Origin of the sequence: Ruegeria atlantica (assembly GCF_947495585.1) — a bacterium.
GTDB lineage: Bacteria > Pseudomonadota > Alphaproteobacteria > Rhodobacterales > Rhodobacteraceae > Ruegeria > Ruegeria atlantica_G.
In genome coordinates, this window is the sequence record NZ_CANLZK010000001.1 from 221,141 (window position 1) to 238,643 (window position 17,503).

Consider the following 17,503-nt stretch of genomic DNA (forward strand, 5'->3'; position numbering starts at 1 on the left):
GGCCTCTTGAGGTGCTAAGGCTCAGGGGCGGCGCGCCCCGGTATTGGGGCGCGCAACCTGATTCAGATCAGAAGGTCGAGGACACTTCCCATTTGGTGATTAGCTCGTTCAGGCTGCCGTCGTCCTTCATGGACTGGATGGCAGTGTTGAGCTTCTCTTTCAGATCACCGTCCGACTCGCGCACACCGATGCCGACACCACCGCCCAGCGGGACATCTTCGGCGACAAAGCGCAGGTCCGCGTCTTCATCTGCAATCGGCGCAAGGAAAGACTTATCGGCCAGAACGGCGTCAGCTTCGCCATTGCGCACGGCTGCGATGGTTTCTTCGGGGCTGGCGAACTCGACCAGAGTTGCGCCGGATTCAGCAATGTAACCGGCCTGAATGGTGCCGGTCTGTGCCGCAACAACGCCGTTCGCGACATCTACGTCGTCGGAGGTTGCAACATAAGCCGACGGATCTGGCGGCGTGTAGTTCTGAGTGAAATCAATCACTTCGTCGCGCTCGTCAGTGATCGACATGCCCGCGATGATGACGTCATAGTTGCCCGACACCAGGTTGGGAATGATCGAATCCCAGTCGTTCTTGACCCATTCGCATTCCAGGTTTGCGCGCTTGCACAGCTCGTCGCCCAGCTCACGCTCGAAACCGTCGATCTCGCCGGCGTCATTGATGAAGTTCCACGGAGGGTAGGCGCCTTCGGTGCCCATGCGGACCGTATCGGCCATGGCCATACCGGCGCTCAGCGCCAGTGCTGCTGTGGTCAGAATCAGGTTTTTCATTGTTACTCCCCTTTTTGGTTCTGTCCTGAATTTATGCCGCCATGGTGGCGGAGAGAAAACCCTGAAGTCGCGTGGATTCAGGGGTCGTAAAGATGTCTTCCGGCAGGCCCTCTTCTTCGATGAGGCCTTGATGCAGGAACACCACATGGCTTGAGATATCGGCAGCCATTTTCATATCGTGTGTCACGATGATCATGGTGCGGCCTTCGGCGGCCAGATCCTTGATCACCTTGATCACTTCCTGTTCCAGTTCGGGGTCTAGCGCCGATGTGGGCTCGTCAAACAGCAGGGCCTGAGGCTCCATGCACAGGCCGCGCGCAATCGCGGCGCGTTGCTGCTGACCGCCTGACAGTTGCGCAGGATACGCGTCGCATTTGTCGCCGATGCCGACCTTTTCCAGATATCTACGGGCGCTGTCTTCAGCCTCTGCCTTGTCGCGGCCCATGACGGTCACGGGGGCCTCCATCACGTTTTGCAGGATGGTCATATGGGCCCACAGATTGAACTGCTGAAACACCATCGACAGGTTTGTGCGAATGCGCAGGACCTGTTTGGGATCGGCCGGACGGCGGTTATGTGCGTTGCCAGTCCAGCGGACAGGTTCGCCCTTGAACAGAATCTCGCCCTCTTGGCTGTCTTCCAACAGGTTGCAGCAGCGCAGAAGCGTCGATTTGCCAGAACCGGACGAACCGATTAGTGAGACGACATCACCGCGTCTGGCGGTGATATCCACCCCTTTCAATACCTCAAGATTGCCAAAGCTCTTGTGTAGGTTCTTGATCTCGATGACCGGAGTGGAATCTGTCACGGGTGGTCCAGCTGCTATTGGTGTTGGTGCGGTACTAGGGCTGAAAATTCAGAGCAATGCAATGCGCAAATGACACGGAACGGGCCACAAACTGTCAAAATGACCAGACGTTCTGACCAAAGTGGTCACGGATCGATCAATTTGGCAGCCTCAGGGGACGGGTCGGGAACGGCAAGGTAACGCTCGGCTGGAATGTCGATCAGACCACGCAAGTGCAGCATCTTTTGGTCGGCGGCGGAAAGATCGTTGATGGCTGCACGAACCGACTTTGCAATCTGGGGCGCATCCTGACCATTGGCCGTGATGTAGGGCAGGGCGGGCGAAGGTTCCGTTGCTGCGACCTCGCGAAGCTCAGCGCCCAAATTCGAGTGTTCTTTGAGCAATTCCCACGTAAGCGCATCCAACGCGGCATAATCCGCGCGGCCTTCCTTAACAGCGGCTGCCGAAAGGGCATGACCGCCAGATTCCAACCGGGAACTTGGAAGGCGGCTGTGACGTGACAGATGAACCATGGGCGCAGCCCAACCAGACTGAGAAAGCGCTTCATTGTAAGCAAAGGTGCCGTCGGCAAGCTGGTCCAGATCGCGGGTATCGTCTTTTCGGGCCACGATAACAGACCGGTAGTACCCGGGCGGACAGCCTGCCAAACCGTAGTCCGGAGTACCAACAAGCTGAACTTTACCGTTCAATCTGGTGCGGTAAGGCATGCCGCAGGTTTGGGAGAAAACAAGGTCGCGGCTATGCCAGACATCCCAAACGTCGGCGCCGCGTGTCAGATGCGTGGGGCCAAATCCAAGATGCACCCGAATCAACGACCAGAACCGATCATTGGCTGGTTGCAGCGCGGGCATGTCATACATGCCCAGCATTGCAATCACGATTTTGCTGCCTTTTGCCGGGCCAGGGCAGAATCGACGTCGCTGACACCCAGCAGGCTGACCACCAGACGCAGCAGCGAATCTTCTTCGCCGGTACGATGCCCATCGGCCAGTGCGACTGACCACATCGCCTGAACTACGGCCAGACGATCTTCGTAAGCGACAGCCTCCTTGATCGCGCGGGTAAAGCGGACGGTATCGGGGGCTTCGGCTTCTAGATCTTCGGCGCTGGCGCGAAGGGCTGCGGCCTCAAAAGGGGACAGGCCATAGCGTTCCGCCGATATCCGGTCGATTCGTGCCATTTCCGTGTCGGCATAGTCGTTGTCGGATCTGGCGATGCGCACCAGAAGGGCCGTTAGGGCCAAACGGGCGTCGTTATCGGCAAGTGGGTCGGGCTGCGGCTGAGTGAGCCGGGACAGAAAATCGCTGAACATGAATTGGTTATAGAAGCGGACTACTTCTGTTCCAAGCGCGTTTGTACCCGTTCATGCGCTTCTTGGCTGTCTTTAAAGCTCAGGCCCATGGCGATGCGGGCCTCTTCGACGATTTTCATTTCGCCTTCGTCCGAATTGCCATCGGCCAGAACGACCTCCCACAAAGCGTCCAGCGCGGCGAGACGTTCCTGCAGGTCAGTTGTTTCGCGGATCAACTTGCCGAATGTATCGGTGTCCGGCGCGGCGGCGTGTAGTTTTTCGCAGGTGGCGCGGACTTTGGCGGCCTCGATCGCGTTGTGCTGATAGAGCCGCGCAAGAATACGGTCGATCAAGCTGATTTCTTCCAGCTTGTAATCCCGATCCGCTTGCGCCACGCGCACCATCAAAGCACCCAAGGCCAGTTCGGCGTCTGGATCGGGCAAATGGTCGTGCTGTGGCGGGCGAAACGCCTGAAGGAATTTTTTCAACATGCCGCGAGGTTATTCCATATTTTGTGGCCCGCCAAGCGCTGACTACCCGTCATAGCCATGAATGGTCACAACTTTGCCGGTATCCGCTTGTATCGGTATCTACCCGCTGGCTAGGCGCCTGACTGCAGCGCCAGTTTCGCTTGATCCTGCAACCATCCCAGCATCTTCCTGTATGGCACAGGCCCATAACTGATCCGGGCGACGCCCAGCGACGCAAGCGTCGCGGTATCCGGCGTCCCGGGCAGGGCAATGATATTCACAGGTAGATCAGTCGATTCGCAAAGCCGGGCGATCATGTCCTCATCCTTGAGGCCGGGTGCAAAGAATCCGTTGGCACCCGCGTCGGCATAGGCTTTGGCGCGGGCCATCGCATCGTCCAACATCGCCTCGTCATGCGTTTCCGGCGCGGCCTTCAGGAAGATGTCCGTTCTTGCGTTGACAAAAGCAGGGACGCCAGCGACGTCGCAGCCTTCGCGCATCGCCCCAACGCGGGCTGCTTGGGTTTCGATGTCGTATAGGTCCTTGGTGCCGACAATCTGGTCTTCGAAGTTGAAGCCGACGACACCTGTTTCAAGTGCACTTTGGACATTGGCGATGATTCCCACCGCGTCCTCGGCATAGGCCCCCTCGAAATCCAAAGAAACAGGAAGGTCTACGGCGCTGACGATTCGGCCGGCGTTGTCCAAAGCGACATCCAGCGGGATGTTCTGGCCGTCGCCAAACCCCTGCGCCATTGCAACGGGTGCGCTGCCGGTCGCCAATGCCATGGCGCCTGCATCCCGCACGGCACCGGCGCTGCCAGCGTCCCAGATGTTAAAAAGGATGACCGGATCGCCCTTTTTGTGCAGGGCCGCAAAGGTTTCCGCGTTTTGGATTTGATCGGTCATTTGGGCCTCTCCTGTCATCATTTACCCAACAGTAACCACGTGGAACTGTGCCCGAGTAGTGTTTTTTGGCCGCACACCGTCACTTTGCGGTGACGAAAGAAAATGGGCCAACATTTGTTGGCCCGAATTCTGCGACATGGTGAGATCAGTTGAAGAGGATTTAGTCTTGGCCGGCAGTGCCAGATACGTATCTGGCGCTGAACGCCGACTCGCCTAGCCGCTTGAGAAGTGACAACTCGGTCTCCAGCCATGCTTTGTGGCCTTCTTCCTCCAGCAAAATTCGTTCAAACAATGTTCGGGTTCCAACGTCGCCAGCCTCGGCCGCTTGTGCTGCGGCTTGGGTGTAGAAATCGATGGCTTCCATTTCATCCTTCAGGTCTGCGGTAAACATCTCTTCCAGGTCGTCCGCCGCCTTTGGGTTTTTCTGAAGCTCAAGCTCTGGCTTTGCGCCCAGGAAAAGAATGCGTTCGATATAGGCATCAGAATGCCCCAGTTCTTCCTGCATCTCGCCGCGCATCTTCTCGGCCAGGATGTCCAAGCCCCAGTCATTCAGCACATGCGCATGCAACTGGTACTGATGCGCTGCTGTCATTTCCATGTGAAGCGCTTGTTGGAGGTTTGTGATCGTTGTCGAATTGCTCATCGGAATACTCCTGAATCTTTGAACTGCATCAAATTACGCGGCACGCGGGCCTGCTTGTTCAAATAGTTAGGAGGTTACACCCCACAAAACAATGCGGGGTGACAGTCCGACACAGATAGCTCTTAAACGAGGCGAGAGGTGTCTTTCGCTGCACGCACGAAGTCGCGGAACAGCGGATGCGGTTCAAATGGTTTGGACTTCAGTTCCGGATGGTACTGGACGCCGATGAACCAAGGGTGGTCCGACCATTCGACGATTTCAGGCAGACGGCCATCGGGCGACATGCCCGAGAAGTTCAGACCAGCCTTTTCCAGCTTGTCGCGATACTTGATATCCACCTCATAGCGGTGGCGGTGGCGCTCTTCGATATTGGTGCCGCCGTATACCTCTGCCACTTTCGAGCCATCGGCCAGTACCGCGTCATAGGCGCCCAAACGCATGGTACCGCCTTTATCGTCACCGACCTTGCGTTCGACCTTGTGGTTGCCCTGCACCCATTCTTTCAGGTGGTAAACAACAGGCTCAAAACGTTTTTTGCCCGCTTCGTGGTCAAACTCTTCTGAGCCCGCCTCTGTAATGCCAGCGGCATTGCGGGCTGCTTCGATCACAGCCATCTGCATACCAAGGCAGATTCCCAGATAGGGCACTTTGTGTTCGCGTGCGTATTGCGCGGCTTTGATCTTGCCTTCAGTGCCGCGTTCGCCAAATCCACCGGGAACGAGGATCGCGTGGAATCCTTCCAGATGCGGGGCTGCGTCTTCGGTATCAAACACCTCGGCATCGACCCATTCGACTTTTACGCGAACCCGGTTGGCCATACCGCCATGGGTCAGGGCCTCGGCAATCGATTTATAGGCGTCTTCAAGCTGCGTGTATTTGCCGACGATGGCGACTTTGACTTCGCCTTCGGCATTGTGGATGCGGTCGCTGACATCTTCCCATTTTGTGAGATCAGGCTTGGGGGCAGGGCTGATCTGGAACGCATCCAGAACCGCCTGATCCAGACCTTCGCGGTGATAGGCCAGCGGGGCGTCATAAATGGTCGACAGATCCTGTGCCGCGATCACGCTGTCCGGGCGCACGTTGCAGAACAACGCCAGCTTTTCGCGTTCTTTGACCGGGATCGGACCCTCGGAGCGACAAACAAGAATGTCAGGGGCCAGACCGATCGAGCGCAGCTCTTTCACCGAGTGCTGGGTCGGCTTAGTTTTCAATTCGCCCGAGGCTTTGATGTAGGGCAGCAGGGTCAGGTGCATGAACAGGCATTGGCCGCGCGGCTTGTCCTGGCTGAACTGACGAATTGCTTCAAAGAAGGGCAGGCCTTCGATATCACCAACGGTGCCGCCAATCTCGCACAGCATGAAATCGACCTCATCCTCACCGATCGAGATGAAGTCTTTAATCTCGTTGGTTACGTGCGGAATTACCTGAATGGTCTTGCCCAGATAGTCGCCGCGGCGCTCTTTCTCGAGCACGTTGGAGTAAATCCGGCCCGAGCTGACCGAGTCGGTCTTGCGTGCGGCCACGCCCGTAAACCGCTCATAGTGGCCAAGGTCCAGATCGGTCTCGGCCCCGTCATCGGTCACGAACACTTCGCCATGTTCAAATGGCGACATGGTGCCGGGGTCAACGTTCAGATAGGGGTCCAGCTTGCGCAGACGCACCGAATACCCTCGGGCCTGCAACAGCGCGCCCAAAGCCGCCGAAGCCAGTCCTTTGCCCAAAGACGAAACCACACCACCAGTGATGAAAATAAAACGCGCCATGTTTTCGGCTGCTCCCGTGAGACGTCAAAATCAGCTGCCCGACGGTTCCGAAAAACCGCTGCACCACGGGACTTCACATATAAAGGATTCGCGCCAATAGCGCAAGAGAACCGCAAGATGCTGTTGCAGTTCTCTTTCAGGTTTCTAGGTTTTGTGGATCAGTTGGCTTGTGGGATCAGCGGCGCGTTGTCGCCATCTGCCGGAGGCAGCAGATCGTCAGCCGACGGAACCGCAGGTGTGCTTTCCTCGGTCGGTGCTGGTGCCGGAACGCCCAAACGGTCGATCACCGAACTACCCGAGGATTTCTGTGCGGCCAGAATGGTCAGCGTGATTGAAGTCACGATGAAACAAGCGGCCAGGATCCACGTCACCTTGCCCAAAGCAGTCGCTGCGGCGCGTCCGGTCATGGCGCCGCCACCCCCGCCGCCCATGCCAAGGCCACCGCCTTCGGACCGCTGCATCAGAACGACGGCGATCAGGCCCAGAGCCAAGAGGAGGTGGATAATGAGAACGACGTTTTCCATGGTGTTCCTGTACAGCGTGGCGTGTATCGCGTGGTACTTATGCAAGTTTTCCAGCGGGGGCAAGGGATGAGTTGGGATCAAGAACGGTGATGTTTCAGATCACGGCAAAGGGACTGGACAGCATGGCCGCACCTCGCGCAGGCTGCGGCCATGCCACATGATGATCACGACCACCCGCACACCCTTTTGCCACCTGATCCTGCGTTGCGCGTAAAGGCGCTGGAAACGATTCTGACTCGCAAGGGACTGATCGATCCGGCGGCGCTGGATGAAATTATTGATACCTATCAGAACAAGATCGGCCCGCAGAACGGCGCCCGGGTCGTTGCCAAAGCTTGGACTGACCCGGACTTCAAAGCCGCGTTGCTGAAAGATGCCACATCGGTTGTCGCCGATCTGGGTTATTACGGGCGTCAGGGCGAACACATGGTTGTCGTCGCAAACACACCTGAACAGCACAACATGGTCGTGTGCACCCTGTGCAGTTGTTACCCGTGGCCGCTGCTTGGTATTCCGCCGGGTTGGTACAAATCCGATGCCTATCGGGCGCGGGCTGTGCGTGAGCCGCGCAAGGTTCTGGCTGAGTTCGGGGTGACCCTGCCCGAGACGTCCTCGGTTCGCGTTTGGGATTCGACGGCCGAGGTGCGGTACCTTGTGCTTCCGATGCGGCCAGAAGACACGGATGGCTTAACCGAAGACGAGTTGGCGGCACTTGTCACACGCGACAGCATGATCGGAACCGGCCTGCCAAAGGTGCCGTCATGACCAGAGTTCACGATATGGGGGGGCGGTTCGGCGATGGACCTGTGCACCCCGAACCCGATGATGCCCCGGTTTTTGCTGAAGACTGGCATGCGCGGGCATTGGCAGTCACGCTGGCTGCTGGATCGCTGGGCCAATGGAATATTGATATCTCACGTCACGCCCGCGAGAGGCTCTCACCCAAGGATTACACGAGATTTTCTTATTATGAGAAATGGATTTCAGCCCTGACGGACCTGCTGGTCGAAAGCGGCGTGCTGACCGAAGAAGACCTACGTGGCGAGGCAGACAAAGAAGAACACCCGCTGGCGGGCCGCAAGATGAAGGCCGAAGCGGTTGCTGGTGTGCTGGCCAGCGGCGGTCCTGCGGATCGGCCCTCGAGCGTGGCGGCGGAATATGCGGTAGGGCAGGAGGTCGTGACAACACGTCCAACTGCCAACCGCTTGGTCGACGGCGGTCATACTCGGTTGCCCCACTATGCCGCCGGAGCGAAGGGGCGCATTCTAATGGTGCACGGGACGCACGTGCTGCCGGATTCCAGCGCTCACAGATTGGGAGACGCGCCTGAGCCACTATATGCCGTTGTATTCCCGGCATCCGAACTTTGGACCAACCCGGAACATCCCAATGACGAGGTGGTTTTAGATCTTTGGCAAAGCTATCTGGGCCCGGTATGAGCGATTGCGTTGCCCATACCGCCCCTGAGCCTGTTTTTGCTGAACCTTGGCATGCGCAGGTGTTTGCCGTGACAGTCGCACTAAATGAGACGGGCCGGTTTGATTGGCCCGATTGGGCTGCGCGGTTCTCGGACACCCTGAAGCGCCATGGGCTGGATCGGGAACTGAACGGCGGGAACGACTACTTTTTCGCGTGGCTGGAAACGCTTGAGGCATTGTTGGCCGAGCAAGGCACAGCCATGCCCGACGACGTAAACCGGCTGCGCAACGCCTGGGAAGACGCATATCTGACAACCCCACACGGCAATCCGGTGCAGCTAACGGAAAAGTAGTCCCCGGAACTGCTCAACTGCGTCGAATTACCGGTTTCCCTGTCGCGTTACCCCCGTTATACGAGCCGAGTTTGATATCTCAGCGCAAAAGGACCGGATATGGCCAATGTGGTTGTTGTCGGCGCCCAGTGGGGTGACGAAGGAAAAGGCAAGATCGTCGACTGGCTCAGCGAGCGTGCAGACGTAATTGCACGCTTTCAGGGCGGACATAACGCCGGTCACACGCTGGTCATCGATGGTGAAGTCTACAAGCTGCATGCGCTGCCGTCCGGTGTTGTTCGCGGCGGAAAACTGAGTGTCATCGGAAACGGTGTTGTGCTGGATCCTTGGCACCTGATCAAAGAGATCGGAACCATTCAGGCTCAGGGCGTCGAAATCACCCCTGAAAATCTAATGATTGCTGAAAATACACCGCTGATCCTGCCGTTCCATGGTGAACTGGATCGGGCGCGTGAAAGTCAAAACTCGGTTGCGAAAATCGGGACAACCGGCCGCGGCATTGGTCCTTGCTACGAAGACAAGGTTGGCCGACGTGTGATCCGAGTGGCTGATCTTGCAGACGATGCAACGCTGGCATTGCGAGTTGATCGCGCCTTGGTTCACCACAACGCGCTGAGAAACGGCCTTGGGCTGGAGCCGATTGATCGTAATGCTCTGATCGCTCAGCTTAAAGAGATCGCGCCGCAAATTCTGCCGTTTGCTGCACCCGTCTGGAAAGTGTTGAACGAAAAGCGCAAGGCCGGCAAGCGTATCCTGTTCGAAGGCGCGCAAGGTGCGTTGCTGGATATCGATTTCGGAACTTACCCGTTTGTGACGTCGTCCAATGTTATCGCCGGTCAAGCTTCCACAGGCGTAGGAATCGGTCCGGGTTCTATCGATTTTGTTCTGGGTATCGTCAAAGCCTACACAACCCGTGTAGGCGAGGGGCCGTTCCCAACCGAGCTGGACGACGACGATGGTCAGCGGCTTGGTGAGCGCGGGCACGAGTTCGGGACGACCACAGGCCGCAAACGTCGTTGTGGTTGGTTCGATGCCTGCCTGGTGCGCCAGACCTGCGCGACCAGCGGTGTGAACGGTATCTCACTGACCAAGCTGGACGTTCTGGACGGATTCGAAACCCTGAAGATCTGCGTTGGCTATGAGCTGGACGGAGAACGTCTGGATTATCTTCCGACTGCGGCCGACCAACAGGCGCGCTGCAAGCCGATTTATGAAGAGATGCCGGGTTGGAGCGAATCCACCGAAGGGGCGCGCAGCTGGGCGGATCTGCCGGCCAATGCCATCAAATACGTGCGCCGGGTCGAAGAGCTGATCGATTGTCCCGTTGCCCTTTTGTCCACCAGCCCGGAGCGGGATGACACCATTCTGGTGACAGACCCGTTTGCAGACTGATGGCAGAGGAACAGAAACAAGGCCTCAGCTATAAGGCGCGCCGCCGCTGGTCTCTGGCGCTTTTACTGATCGGATTGCCGCTTTACATCGTGGCTGTGGTGACGGTTGTGAACTGGCTTGATCGCCCGCCGATCTGGCTTGAACTGCTGGTCTATGTCGGCCTGGGCATCGTGTGGGCCTTGCCCTTCAAATTCGTGTTCAAAGGCGTTGGGCAAGCAGACCCGGATCAGTCGGAAGATTGAGAGAGCACTTCTTTTACCTTACAAAAAAGGGGCCGATGATTGCATCGGCCCCTTTTTCTTTTGATTATTTAAGTTCAGCCTGCGGCGCGCTCATCGTCAGGACGGAACCCGATCTGCGTTGATGCAGCGAAGCGACCTCCACCGGCTTTTTCGATCTTGCCGTCCCGAAGCAATTGACCGAACGAGCGCAGGCTTTCTTCACGGTTGAAGTCATCCTGCTTGAGCGAACGAATCTTGTTCATCAACTGCGGGCGCGAGAATTGTTCCTGACCTTCGATGAACGACAGGTAAGCGGCGGCAGCCTCCAACAGGTCGGGCAGCGATTGTGCGCCTTGTTCCTGTGCAAACAGGGCAAAACCACCTTCTTCGTTGGAATCGCCAGATTCGTCTTCTGATTTGGACGTAACGCGGCGCGGGGTCACCGGACCAGAGTCCTGTTCCCTTGCGTCGACACGCTGTTCCGCAACCAGTTTCAGTGGCGACGAGGTGTCCGACTGAGGGCGCATGCTGGTGACTTGAATCTCGGGGCGGCGCGGGCTGACGACCGAGGTCAGATCGCCGCGATATCCGCTTTCCTCGGACTCTTCTTGCTGGGGCCGATCCTCGCGCTCAGCTTCGGTTGCGGCGACGGCCGTGCGCAGATGCGAATAGGTTTCGCGCTGCGTGCTGGTCGCGGGATCATCCATCTGGCTGTCGGCCTTGTCCATCAGGCGGGACAAATCCTGATCCAGGGCATTTTCGTTCGATGATTGACCGTCCATTGCGGCTTCGACCTTCGAAATCTCGCTTAGAACATTGGCCTCATCCTCGGCGGTCAGATAACCCTCTTGGGTCTCTGCGACCTCTTCGATCTGATCCTCTTCGGTCTCTTCACTCAAGATATTGCCGGGCTCATCGGTTTCGGCCGTTTCTTCAAGATCGGTGAACAGTGCCGATGGCGTGGGCGCCTCTTCCTCGTCTTCATAGTCGGCGTCCTGCTGCATAGAGAACGGCTGTACGGGTTCTACCGGTTCTTCCGTTGTTTCGGCTTCTGCCACTGGCTCTGCTACGGCAGGGGTATCCTCGATTTCTTCTGCTTCAAAAGCTGGTGCCATCGGTTCAGCGGCTGCTTCGGGCTTGTCCGTTTCCGAAAGATCCGACGCCTCGAGCGAACCCGCCTCAAACGCGGCGGCGACCGCATCCTTCGGGGCAGCTGGCTGATTACCCAGGCTTGTGTCTTCGTCTTCCGTATAAATCACCGAGTTTTCTTCGGAATGCGAAACGACGGCGCGGATGCGCTGCAGTTTTGCGGCAATGCTGTCGGCAGCTGGGGCAGGCGCGCTTTCAACCGGCTCGGCATCAGCAAAGAACGACTCGGCCCCTTGTGCAGGGGGGGTGGCACTGGGGCTCATCACTTGGGGGTCTGCTTGCGCAGCGGTTGGAACCACAGCAGGGGTTGGCTTTGCAGCCTGCTGGGTCGCGCGCAGCAACAGGCCGGAATCGCTCTGGCTGGCTTCTACATGTTTTGCGGCGTCACGCTGTGCGATCCGGGTCAGCATTTCTGCGTCAGGCTGTGGGGGTTCAGAACCAAAATACCGATCGTCGGCAGAAAGATCACGGAAGTATTCTGCGATTGCCTTCATCGTTTCGAATGAATCGTCGAATCCTTCCAAAGTGCAGGAGAAGGTTCCATAAGAAACGGTCAATACCTTGTTGTTCTGTACCATCAGACGCACGTCCTCTACAAACTACGAGAGCCAACCACCTTATGCAGGCACACCTATTGGCTCGGAACTCTCTGCATGAACCTATCATTTTGTGGTCTCAATGTGTCCAAATCCGGGAAAAATGATCAATCTAAGTAAAAAACGCCCAATTGTACGGTCATTTGAGCCAATTGCATTGGTCGGAGGTGGGGAAATCGGTCCTGACGACCTGGAGGTGATGCTGATTCGCGCCAATACAGTCGTGGCGGCCGATGGTGGAGCCGCCCCACTAGTAGAATCGGGTCGCCTCCCTGATGCCGTGATTGGTGATTTCGATTCGCTGGACAGCCGACACAAAGACCAAATTCCAGTGGACCGGTTGTATCCCATACGGGAACAAAACAGCACAGATTTTGACAAGGCTCTGCGCAGCATCGACGCGCCTGTTGTGTTGGGGGCAGGGTTCTTGGGCGGGAGGTTGGACCATCAGCTTGCTGTTCTTAATACGTTGGTTCAGAGACAGGATCGCCCCTGTATCCTGTTGGGCGAGACCGAGGTCGTCTTCCACGCGCCTCCACAGATTTCCCTGTGTATCACCCCTGGCGATGTCGTTTCATTTTTTCCGTTTCGGCGGGTAACCGGAACCAGCAGAGGGCTGGAGTGGCCTATCGACGATTTGGTGATGGAACCAGGCGGGCAGGTAGGCACATCCAACCGCGCGCTGGCGGATGTTGAACTGGCGGTGGATGCGCCGGGATTGCTGGTGATGGTGCCGCGATACGCTCTGGATCAGGTTATGCAGGCGTTTCTGTCGGGGCAGACCGGGCGCTGGCCCGCTCGCGCAGAATGACATACAGGCCTGCGGCGACGGTGATGCCAATGCCGACAGCGGCCATGCCATCTGGAAGGTCATGGAAGATCAACCAGCCAAAGAACGTCGCCACCGGAATCTCAAGATACTGCATGGGGGCCAGCGTGGCGGATGGCGCATAGCGCAACGACCACGTCATGAACAGATGCGCGACAGTGCCCAGAACACCGATCCCGATCAGCAGCAGGTGACTTTCACGCTCGGGAACGATGAAGGACAGCTCCCAAATATTGCCGAGTGTTCCCAGCGCCAGAACCGGCAGCAGCAGAACCGTCGCCATCACTCCGGATACGGCCTGCAAGGCTATTGGGTCGGTTTCCTTGGCAATCTGTCGTGTCACCAACATGAAAAGGGAAAAGACAATCGCAACGACCAAGGGTAACAGAGCGGCGGCACCGACCTGAACAAAGCTGGGCTGGATGACCAGCAGAGTGCCCACGAACCCGACAACACAGGCGATCAGGCGGCGCATACCGACCTCTTCACCCAGCACGTACTTGCCCAGCAACAGCATGATGAAGGGCATGACAAAGGCGATGGCGACCGCGTCTGCCAGCGGCAAGTATTGCAGTGCGCTGAACATTGCCGCGATAGCGACGATGTGCAGAACCGTTCGGATGAACGCCAGCCACACAAGACGTCCACGCATGCGCCAGTGCCGCCTGGTCAGGGCCACCAAAGGTATCAGGATCAACGCCTGAACGGCAAAGCGAATAAACACCAGAACGCCGACCGGTGTCGTCTCGCCCAGCAGCTTGGCGATGGAATCGCCCATCGGTGCAAGCACGCAAAAACACAGCATCAAGAAGATGCCAAAGACGGGACGATCCTGGGTCATGCGGCGACGCTACGGGTTTTGGCACCCGGTTGAAAGCGTCTATGAAATCGGCTGCACTTTCGTGTAGTCGGGTCCGATGCAGACGGGCAGGTCGTCGTCCAGTTTCAGCCAATCCAGCCGTTCTTCATGGGCCACGTGCAGCGTGGGCTGCAATTGGTTGGGATCCTCTAATGTGGCGACATACAAATGCAGCACGTCCGACATGGCTTGGGATCGAAACGAGATCGGCGTGCCGCAATTGGGACAAAAGCTGCGCTCGACACCGGGCGAGGAGTTAAAGGTTTTCGGAGACTCGCCAATCCAGCGCCATTGCCCGTCGCGCACGCCAAAATAGGTCGTCATCGGGGCCGCACATTGCCTGCGGCAACTATCGCAATGGCAGCTCACGCAGGACAGGACCGGAGGAACAACCTCGTAGCAGATGGCGCCGCACAGGCAATGTCCTTGCATCGTTGACCTCCATTGCTGTTACTGTCAGCAGTTTGGCACGTTTACGGCTAACCCGCCCAGAGACGTTTCCTTGTACTTCTCATGCATATCATGCCCGGTCTGGCGCATGGTTTCGATCACTGAATCCAGCGGCACGAAGTGTTTCCCATCGCCACGCAGCGCAAGTGAAGCAGCCGAGACGGCTTTGATGGCCGCCAACCCGTTGCGTTCGATGCAAGGAACTTGCACCAGACCGGCCACCGGGTCGCAGGTCATGCCCAGATGATGCTCCAATGCAATTTCGGCGGCGTTTTCGACCTGCTCGGGCGTACCACCCATCACGGCGCAGAGGCCCGCTGCAGCCATTGCCGAGGCGCTTCCAACTTCAGCCTGACAACCGGCTTCTGCACCCGAGATCGAGGCGTTGTATTTGACCAGCCCGCCAATGGCCGCTGCCGTAAGGAGGAAGTCCTCGATATGGCTTTCCGAGGCACCCGGAACGTGGTCGAGGTAATAGCGCAGTACGGCAGGCATCGTACCAGCTGCCCCGTTTGTGGGCGCAGTGACGACTTGCCCGCCAGCCGCGTTTTCCTCGTTTATCGCCATCGCATAGACGCTCATCCAGTCATTTATGGTGTGCGGCGCGTTCAAGTTCATACCCCGTTCGGCCAACAACGCGTCGTGGATGCCCTTGGCGCGGCGGCGCACTTTCAGGCCGCCGGGTAGAATGCCATCCGTCTTCAGTCCACGTTCGATACAGTTGTTCATGACTTCCCAAAGCCGGGCGGTGCCTTTGGCGAAACTGTCCGCACAGCCCCGCGCGATTTCATTTTCGCGCTTCATCTGGGCGATGCTTTTGCCGCTGGCGTTTGCCATCTCCAGCATCTCGGCCGCCGAGTGGAACGGGAAAGGCACGGCAGGGCCGTCATTGGTGGCTTTGCCTTCGGCCAGTTCTTCCTCGGTCAGAACAAAACCGCCGCCTACGGAATAATAGACTTGCCGCAGAATCACGTCGCCTTGCGCATCGGTGGCCATCAGGATCATCCCATTGGCATGGCCGGGCAGGTTGTGGTCGTAGTCAAAGATCAGATCGGCCTTTGGATCGAATTGCAGGGTCGGCAACCCCTCGGGCGTGACTGAGTGCGTTTCAGCAATAGCAGCCAACGCGGCCTCGGCCTTGTCGTTGTCATAGGTGTCAGGAACAAACCCGGCCAGTCCAAGGATCGTAGCCCGGTCTGTTGCATGACCTACGCCAGTAAAAGCCAGCGATCCGTGCAGCGATCCGCGAAGACCGGCGAATTCAAACGGCGAGGCGCGCATCAGGTCCAGAAACCGTGCGGCGGCAACCATCGGCCCCATTGTGTGTGACGAGGACGGGCCGATGCCCACTTTGAACATATCAAAAACAGACAAGAACATATCAGGTAGCAGAGCCTTCTGGAGGGTGAGCATAAGATGGACTGGTGAAGGGGGTAACCCCCAACCCCTCGGCCGCGATGGCAGCCCGGGTTGCGGGACGGCTTTCCAGGCGCATCAGAATGGATTGCAGGCAAGGCGTATCCGCCAATTGATACCAACTGCGATCAGCGCGCGCCGGGTAAAGGGACATCCACCGCATCTGGCAGGCAAGGTAGTATGTAAGGACCGAGGGCTGATCGGCGTGCAACCAGCTGGGCGCTGTTTTGGCCACGTCATCCAGAACCCGAAGATGCTGGCGCAGGCGGAGACGGATACCGTTGCGCAAGGTTTCGGCCTGTGCCGCGTCGATGTATTTTTCGGCATAGAACAGGATGCGCAGATCGGCATGTAACGTGTTCGACGCGAAAAAGAGCCATTTCAGGAACGCAGCCCGATCCGGGTTGTCAGTGGCGGGAGCCAGTTGCCCATGTGTATCTGCCAGCCACAAAAGGATGGCGGCTGTTTCAAAGATCGGGCCTTGTGGCGTTTCAAGAACCGGGATCAGACCGTTCGGATTCAACCCTCTGTAAGCCGCGCCATCCTGTGCGTTTTGCCGACGATCCACCAAAGCCGCCTCATAAGGCAGGCCCATCTCTTCCAGCACCAGTCTGATCACCAGAGAGGCATTGTCGGGGGCAAAGTGCAATCTGTAGGGCGCGTTCATGGGCTGTATGTATACACCAGCAGGGATGTCGAACGTCTCGATTGCGACGTTTCCAATAGGAAACGCGTAGTTTCGCGACAAGTTGGCCTGTTGGATCGGCGAATTGGCGCTCGCAGTTGCGTCGGACATTCCGTATAAATTCCGCAATACCAAGGGGGAATGCAACAATGACCGGAGATTTGTCACCCATAGACAAAGCCAAATATGTCGCGGCGCGACGGGCCGCTGACATGGTTCAGGACGGGATGCGTGTTGGGCTGGGCACCGGATCAACGGCCGCCTGGATGGTCCGCCGTCTGGGAGAGCGGGTGCAACAGGAAGGTTTGCGGATCAAGGCCGTTCCGACCTCAACCCGTACCGCGCAACTGGCCCGTGAGTTGGGGATCGAGGTTGTCTCGCTGGATCAGGCGGGTTGGCTGGATCTGACCATCGACGGCGCGGATGAATTTGACGGCGATCTGAACCTAATCAAAGGCGGAGGCGGCGCGCATCTGCAGGAAAAGATCGTTGCCACGGCGAGCGATCAAATGATCGTCATTGCTGACGCCGGGAAAGAGGTCGAAACACTGGGCGCATTCCCGTTGCCGGTCGAGGTTATCCCTTTTGGCTGGCAGACTACGCGAACGCTGATCCAAGAGGCGCTGGATACGATGGACGTTCTGGGCACTTCTGCCGCGCTGCGCATGAACGGAGAGGCACCGTTTGTCACGGATGAGGGCAATCACATTCTGGACCTCCACCTTCAGCGCATCGGAAATGCCAGGCAACTGGCGCTAGTGCTTAATCAGGTTCCGGGTGTGGTCGAGAATGGTTTGTTCATCGACATCTGTGACAAAGTTGTGATCGGCCACGGCGATGGTCGGGTCGAGTTGCGCAATATCAACGATGGAACGATCGAACTTGATCAGTCGGTGGAGGCCGGCGAGAACTTGTTCTCGGATCTGGCAGATTAAGCGGAACAG

Annotated in this window: 21 protein-coding genes; 7 read left to right on the forward strand and 14 right to left on the reverse strand. The window is 57.7% G+C overall.

Features of this window, described 5'->3' with window-relative positions; genetic code table 11:
- Positions 1–67: 67 nt before the first annotated feature.
- The 9 genes from QMP16_RS01080 to secG all read right to left on the reverse strand — a co-directional run bounded on the left by QMP16_RS01080 (position 68) and on the right by secG (position 7,191).
- Positions 68–781 (reverse strand): transporter substrate-binding domain-containing protein, encoded by a 714-nt coding sequence (locus QMP16_RS01080; protein WP_058276110.1) that lies wholly within the window; start codon positions 779–781, stop codon positions 68–70.
- Between the two features lie 31 nt (positions 782–812).
- Positions 813–1,589: an ABC transporter ATP-binding protein gene (locus QMP16_RS01085; protein ID WP_058274821.1), complete on the reverse strand. Its 777-nt coding sequence runs from the start codon at positions 1,587–1,589 to the stop codon at positions 813–815.
- A 125-nt stretch (positions 1,590–1,714) separates the two neighbouring features.
- Positions 1,715–2,458 (reverse strand): phosphate/phosphite/phosphonate ABC transporter substrate-binding protein, encoded by a 744-nt coding sequence (locus QMP16_RS01090; protein WP_348774582.1) that lies wholly within the window; start codon positions 2,456–2,458, stop codon positions 1,715–1,717.
- A gap of 5 nt (positions 2,459–2,463) precedes the next feature.
- On the reverse strand, positions 2,464–2,901 hold the full coding sequence (locus QMP16_RS01095; protein WP_109311990.1) for a TerB family tellurite resistance protein: 438 nt from the start codon (positions 2,899–2,901) through the stop codon (positions 2,464–2,466).
- A gap of 20 nt (positions 2,902–2,921) precedes the next feature.
- Complete coding sequence (locus QMP16_RS01100) at positions 2,922–3,371, reverse strand: TerB family tellurite resistance protein (protein ID WP_058276107.1); 450 nt, start codon at positions 3,369–3,371, stop codon at positions 2,922–2,924.
- Between the two features lie 110 nt (positions 3,372–3,481).
- Positions 3,482–4,258, reverse strand: coding sequence for an isocitrate lyase/PEP mutase family protein (locus tag QMP16_RS01105; protein ID WP_282150916.1), 777 nt, complete (start codon positions 4,256–4,258; stop codon positions 3,482–3,484).
- 160 nt (positions 4,259–4,418) lie between these two features.
- Entirely contained in the window at positions 4,419–4,901 is a 483-nt protein-coding gene (locus QMP16_RS01110) for a bacterioferritin (RefSeq protein WP_058276106.1), read from the reverse strand.
- Between the two features lie 122 nt (positions 4,902–5,023).
- The gene (locus QMP16_RS01115; protein WP_058276105.1) at positions 5,024–6,667 is read right to left on the reverse strand and encodes a CTP synthase; all 1,644 of its coding nucleotides are present in this window, start codon (positions 6,665–6,667) and stop codon (positions 5,024–5,026) included.
- A 158-nt stretch (positions 6,668–6,825) separates the two neighbouring features.
- On the reverse strand, positions 6,826–7,191 hold the full coding sequence (gene secG / locus QMP16_RS01120; protein WP_058276104.1) for a preprotein translocase subunit SecG: 366 nt from the start codon (positions 7,189–7,191) through the stop codon (positions 6,826–6,828).
- A gap of 150 nt (positions 7,192–7,341) precedes the next feature.
- On the opposite strand from secG, the gene nthA reads away from it, so the two are divergent.
- The 5 genes from nthA to QMP16_RS01145 all read left to right on the forward strand — a co-directional run bounded on the left by nthA (position 7,342) and on the right by QMP16_RS01145 (position 10,596).
- The gene (nthA, locus tag QMP16_RS01125) at positions 7,342–7,956 is read left to right on the forward strand and encodes a nitrile hydratase subunit alpha (RefSeq protein ID WP_058276103.1); all 615 of its coding nucleotides are present in this window, start codon (positions 7,342–7,344) and stop codon (positions 7,954–7,956) included.
- Entirely contained in the window at positions 7,953–8,630 is a 678-nt protein-coding gene (nthB, locus tag QMP16_RS01130) for a nitrile hydratase subunit beta (protein ID WP_282150917.1), read from the forward strand. Before nthA ends, nthB begins: the two co-directional genes overlap by 4 nt.
- A complete protein-coding gene (locus tag QMP16_RS01135) occupies positions 8,627–8,962 on the forward strand; it encodes a nitrile hydratase accessory protein (RefSeq protein WP_058274830.1) in 336 nt (111 codons plus the stop codon). Before nthB ends, QMP16_RS01135 begins: the two co-directional genes overlap by 4 nt.
- A gap of 99 nt (positions 8,963–9,061) precedes the next feature.
- Positions 9,062–10,354: an adenylosuccinate synthase gene (locus QMP16_RS01140; protein ID WP_058276100.1), complete on the forward strand. Its 1,293-nt coding sequence runs from the start codon at positions 9,062–9,064 to the stop codon at positions 10,352–10,354.
- Positions 10,354–10,596, forward strand: a complete 243-nt coding sequence (locus QMP16_RS01145) for a DUF2842 domain-containing protein (RefSeq protein WP_109311720.1) — start codon at positions 10,354–10,356, stop codon at positions 10,594–10,596. Before QMP16_RS01140 ends, QMP16_RS01145 begins: the two co-directional genes overlap by 1 nt.
- 74 nt (positions 10,597–10,670) lie before the next feature.
- Here QMP16_RS01145 and QMP16_RS01150 read toward each other — a convergent pair whose 3' ends face one another.
- Positions 10,671–12,302, reverse strand: a complete 1,632-nt coding sequence (locus QMP16_RS01150; protein ID WP_282150918.1) for a hypothetical protein — start codon at positions 12,300–12,302, stop codon at positions 10,671–10,673.
- A gap of 121 nt (positions 12,303–12,423) precedes the next feature.
- Here QMP16_RS01150 and QMP16_RS01155 point away from each other — a divergent pair, with 121 nt between their 5' ends.
- Positions 12,424–13,131 carry a thiamine diphosphokinase gene (locus QMP16_RS01155; RefSeq protein WP_282150919.1) on the forward strand — a complete coding sequence of 236 codons (708 nt, stop codon included), beginning with the start codon at positions 12,424–12,426 and terminating at the stop codon, positions 13,129–13,131.
- Here the strand turns inward: QMP16_RS01155 and QMP16_RS01160 are convergent.
- Genes QMP16_RS01160 through QMP16_RS01175 form a run of 4 tightly spaced genes read right to left on the reverse strand, consistent with a single transcriptional unit; the run spans position 13,076 to position 16,541 of the window.
- The gene (locus QMP16_RS01160; RefSeq protein WP_282150920.1) at positions 13,076–13,990 is read right to left on the reverse strand and encodes a DMT family transporter; all 915 of its coding nucleotides are present in this window, start codon (positions 13,988–13,990) and stop codon (positions 13,076–13,078) included. The genes QMP16_RS01155 and QMP16_RS01160 overlap by 56 nt on opposite strands.
- A gap of 39 nt (positions 13,991–14,029) precedes the next feature.
- A complete protein-coding gene (locus QMP16_RS01165; RefSeq protein WP_282150921.1) occupies positions 14,030–14,440 on the reverse strand; it encodes a GFA family protein in 411 nt (136 codons plus the stop codon).
- A 24-nt stretch (positions 14,441–14,464) separates the two neighbouring features.
- Positions 14,465–15,838 (reverse strand): L-serine ammonia-lyase, encoded by a 1,374-nt coding sequence (locus QMP16_RS01170; RefSeq protein ID WP_058274837.1) that lies wholly within the window; start codon positions 15,836–15,838, stop codon positions 14,465–14,467.
- A 1-nt stretch (position 15,839) separates the two neighbouring features.
- Positions 15,840–16,541, reverse strand: a complete 702-nt coding sequence (locus QMP16_RS01175) for a glutathione S-transferase family protein (RefSeq protein WP_282151565.1) — start codon at positions 16,539–16,541, stop codon at positions 15,840–15,842.
- Between the two features lie 167 nt (positions 16,542–16,708).
- Here QMP16_RS01175 and rpiA point away from each other — a divergent pair, with 167 nt between their 5' ends.
- On the forward strand, positions 16,709–17,494 hold the full coding sequence (gene rpiA / locus QMP16_RS01180) for a ribose-5-phosphate isomerase RpiA (protein WP_282150922.1): 786 nt from the start codon (positions 16,709–16,711) through the stop codon (positions 17,492–17,494).
- Positions 17,495–17,503: the final 9 nt, after the last annotated feature.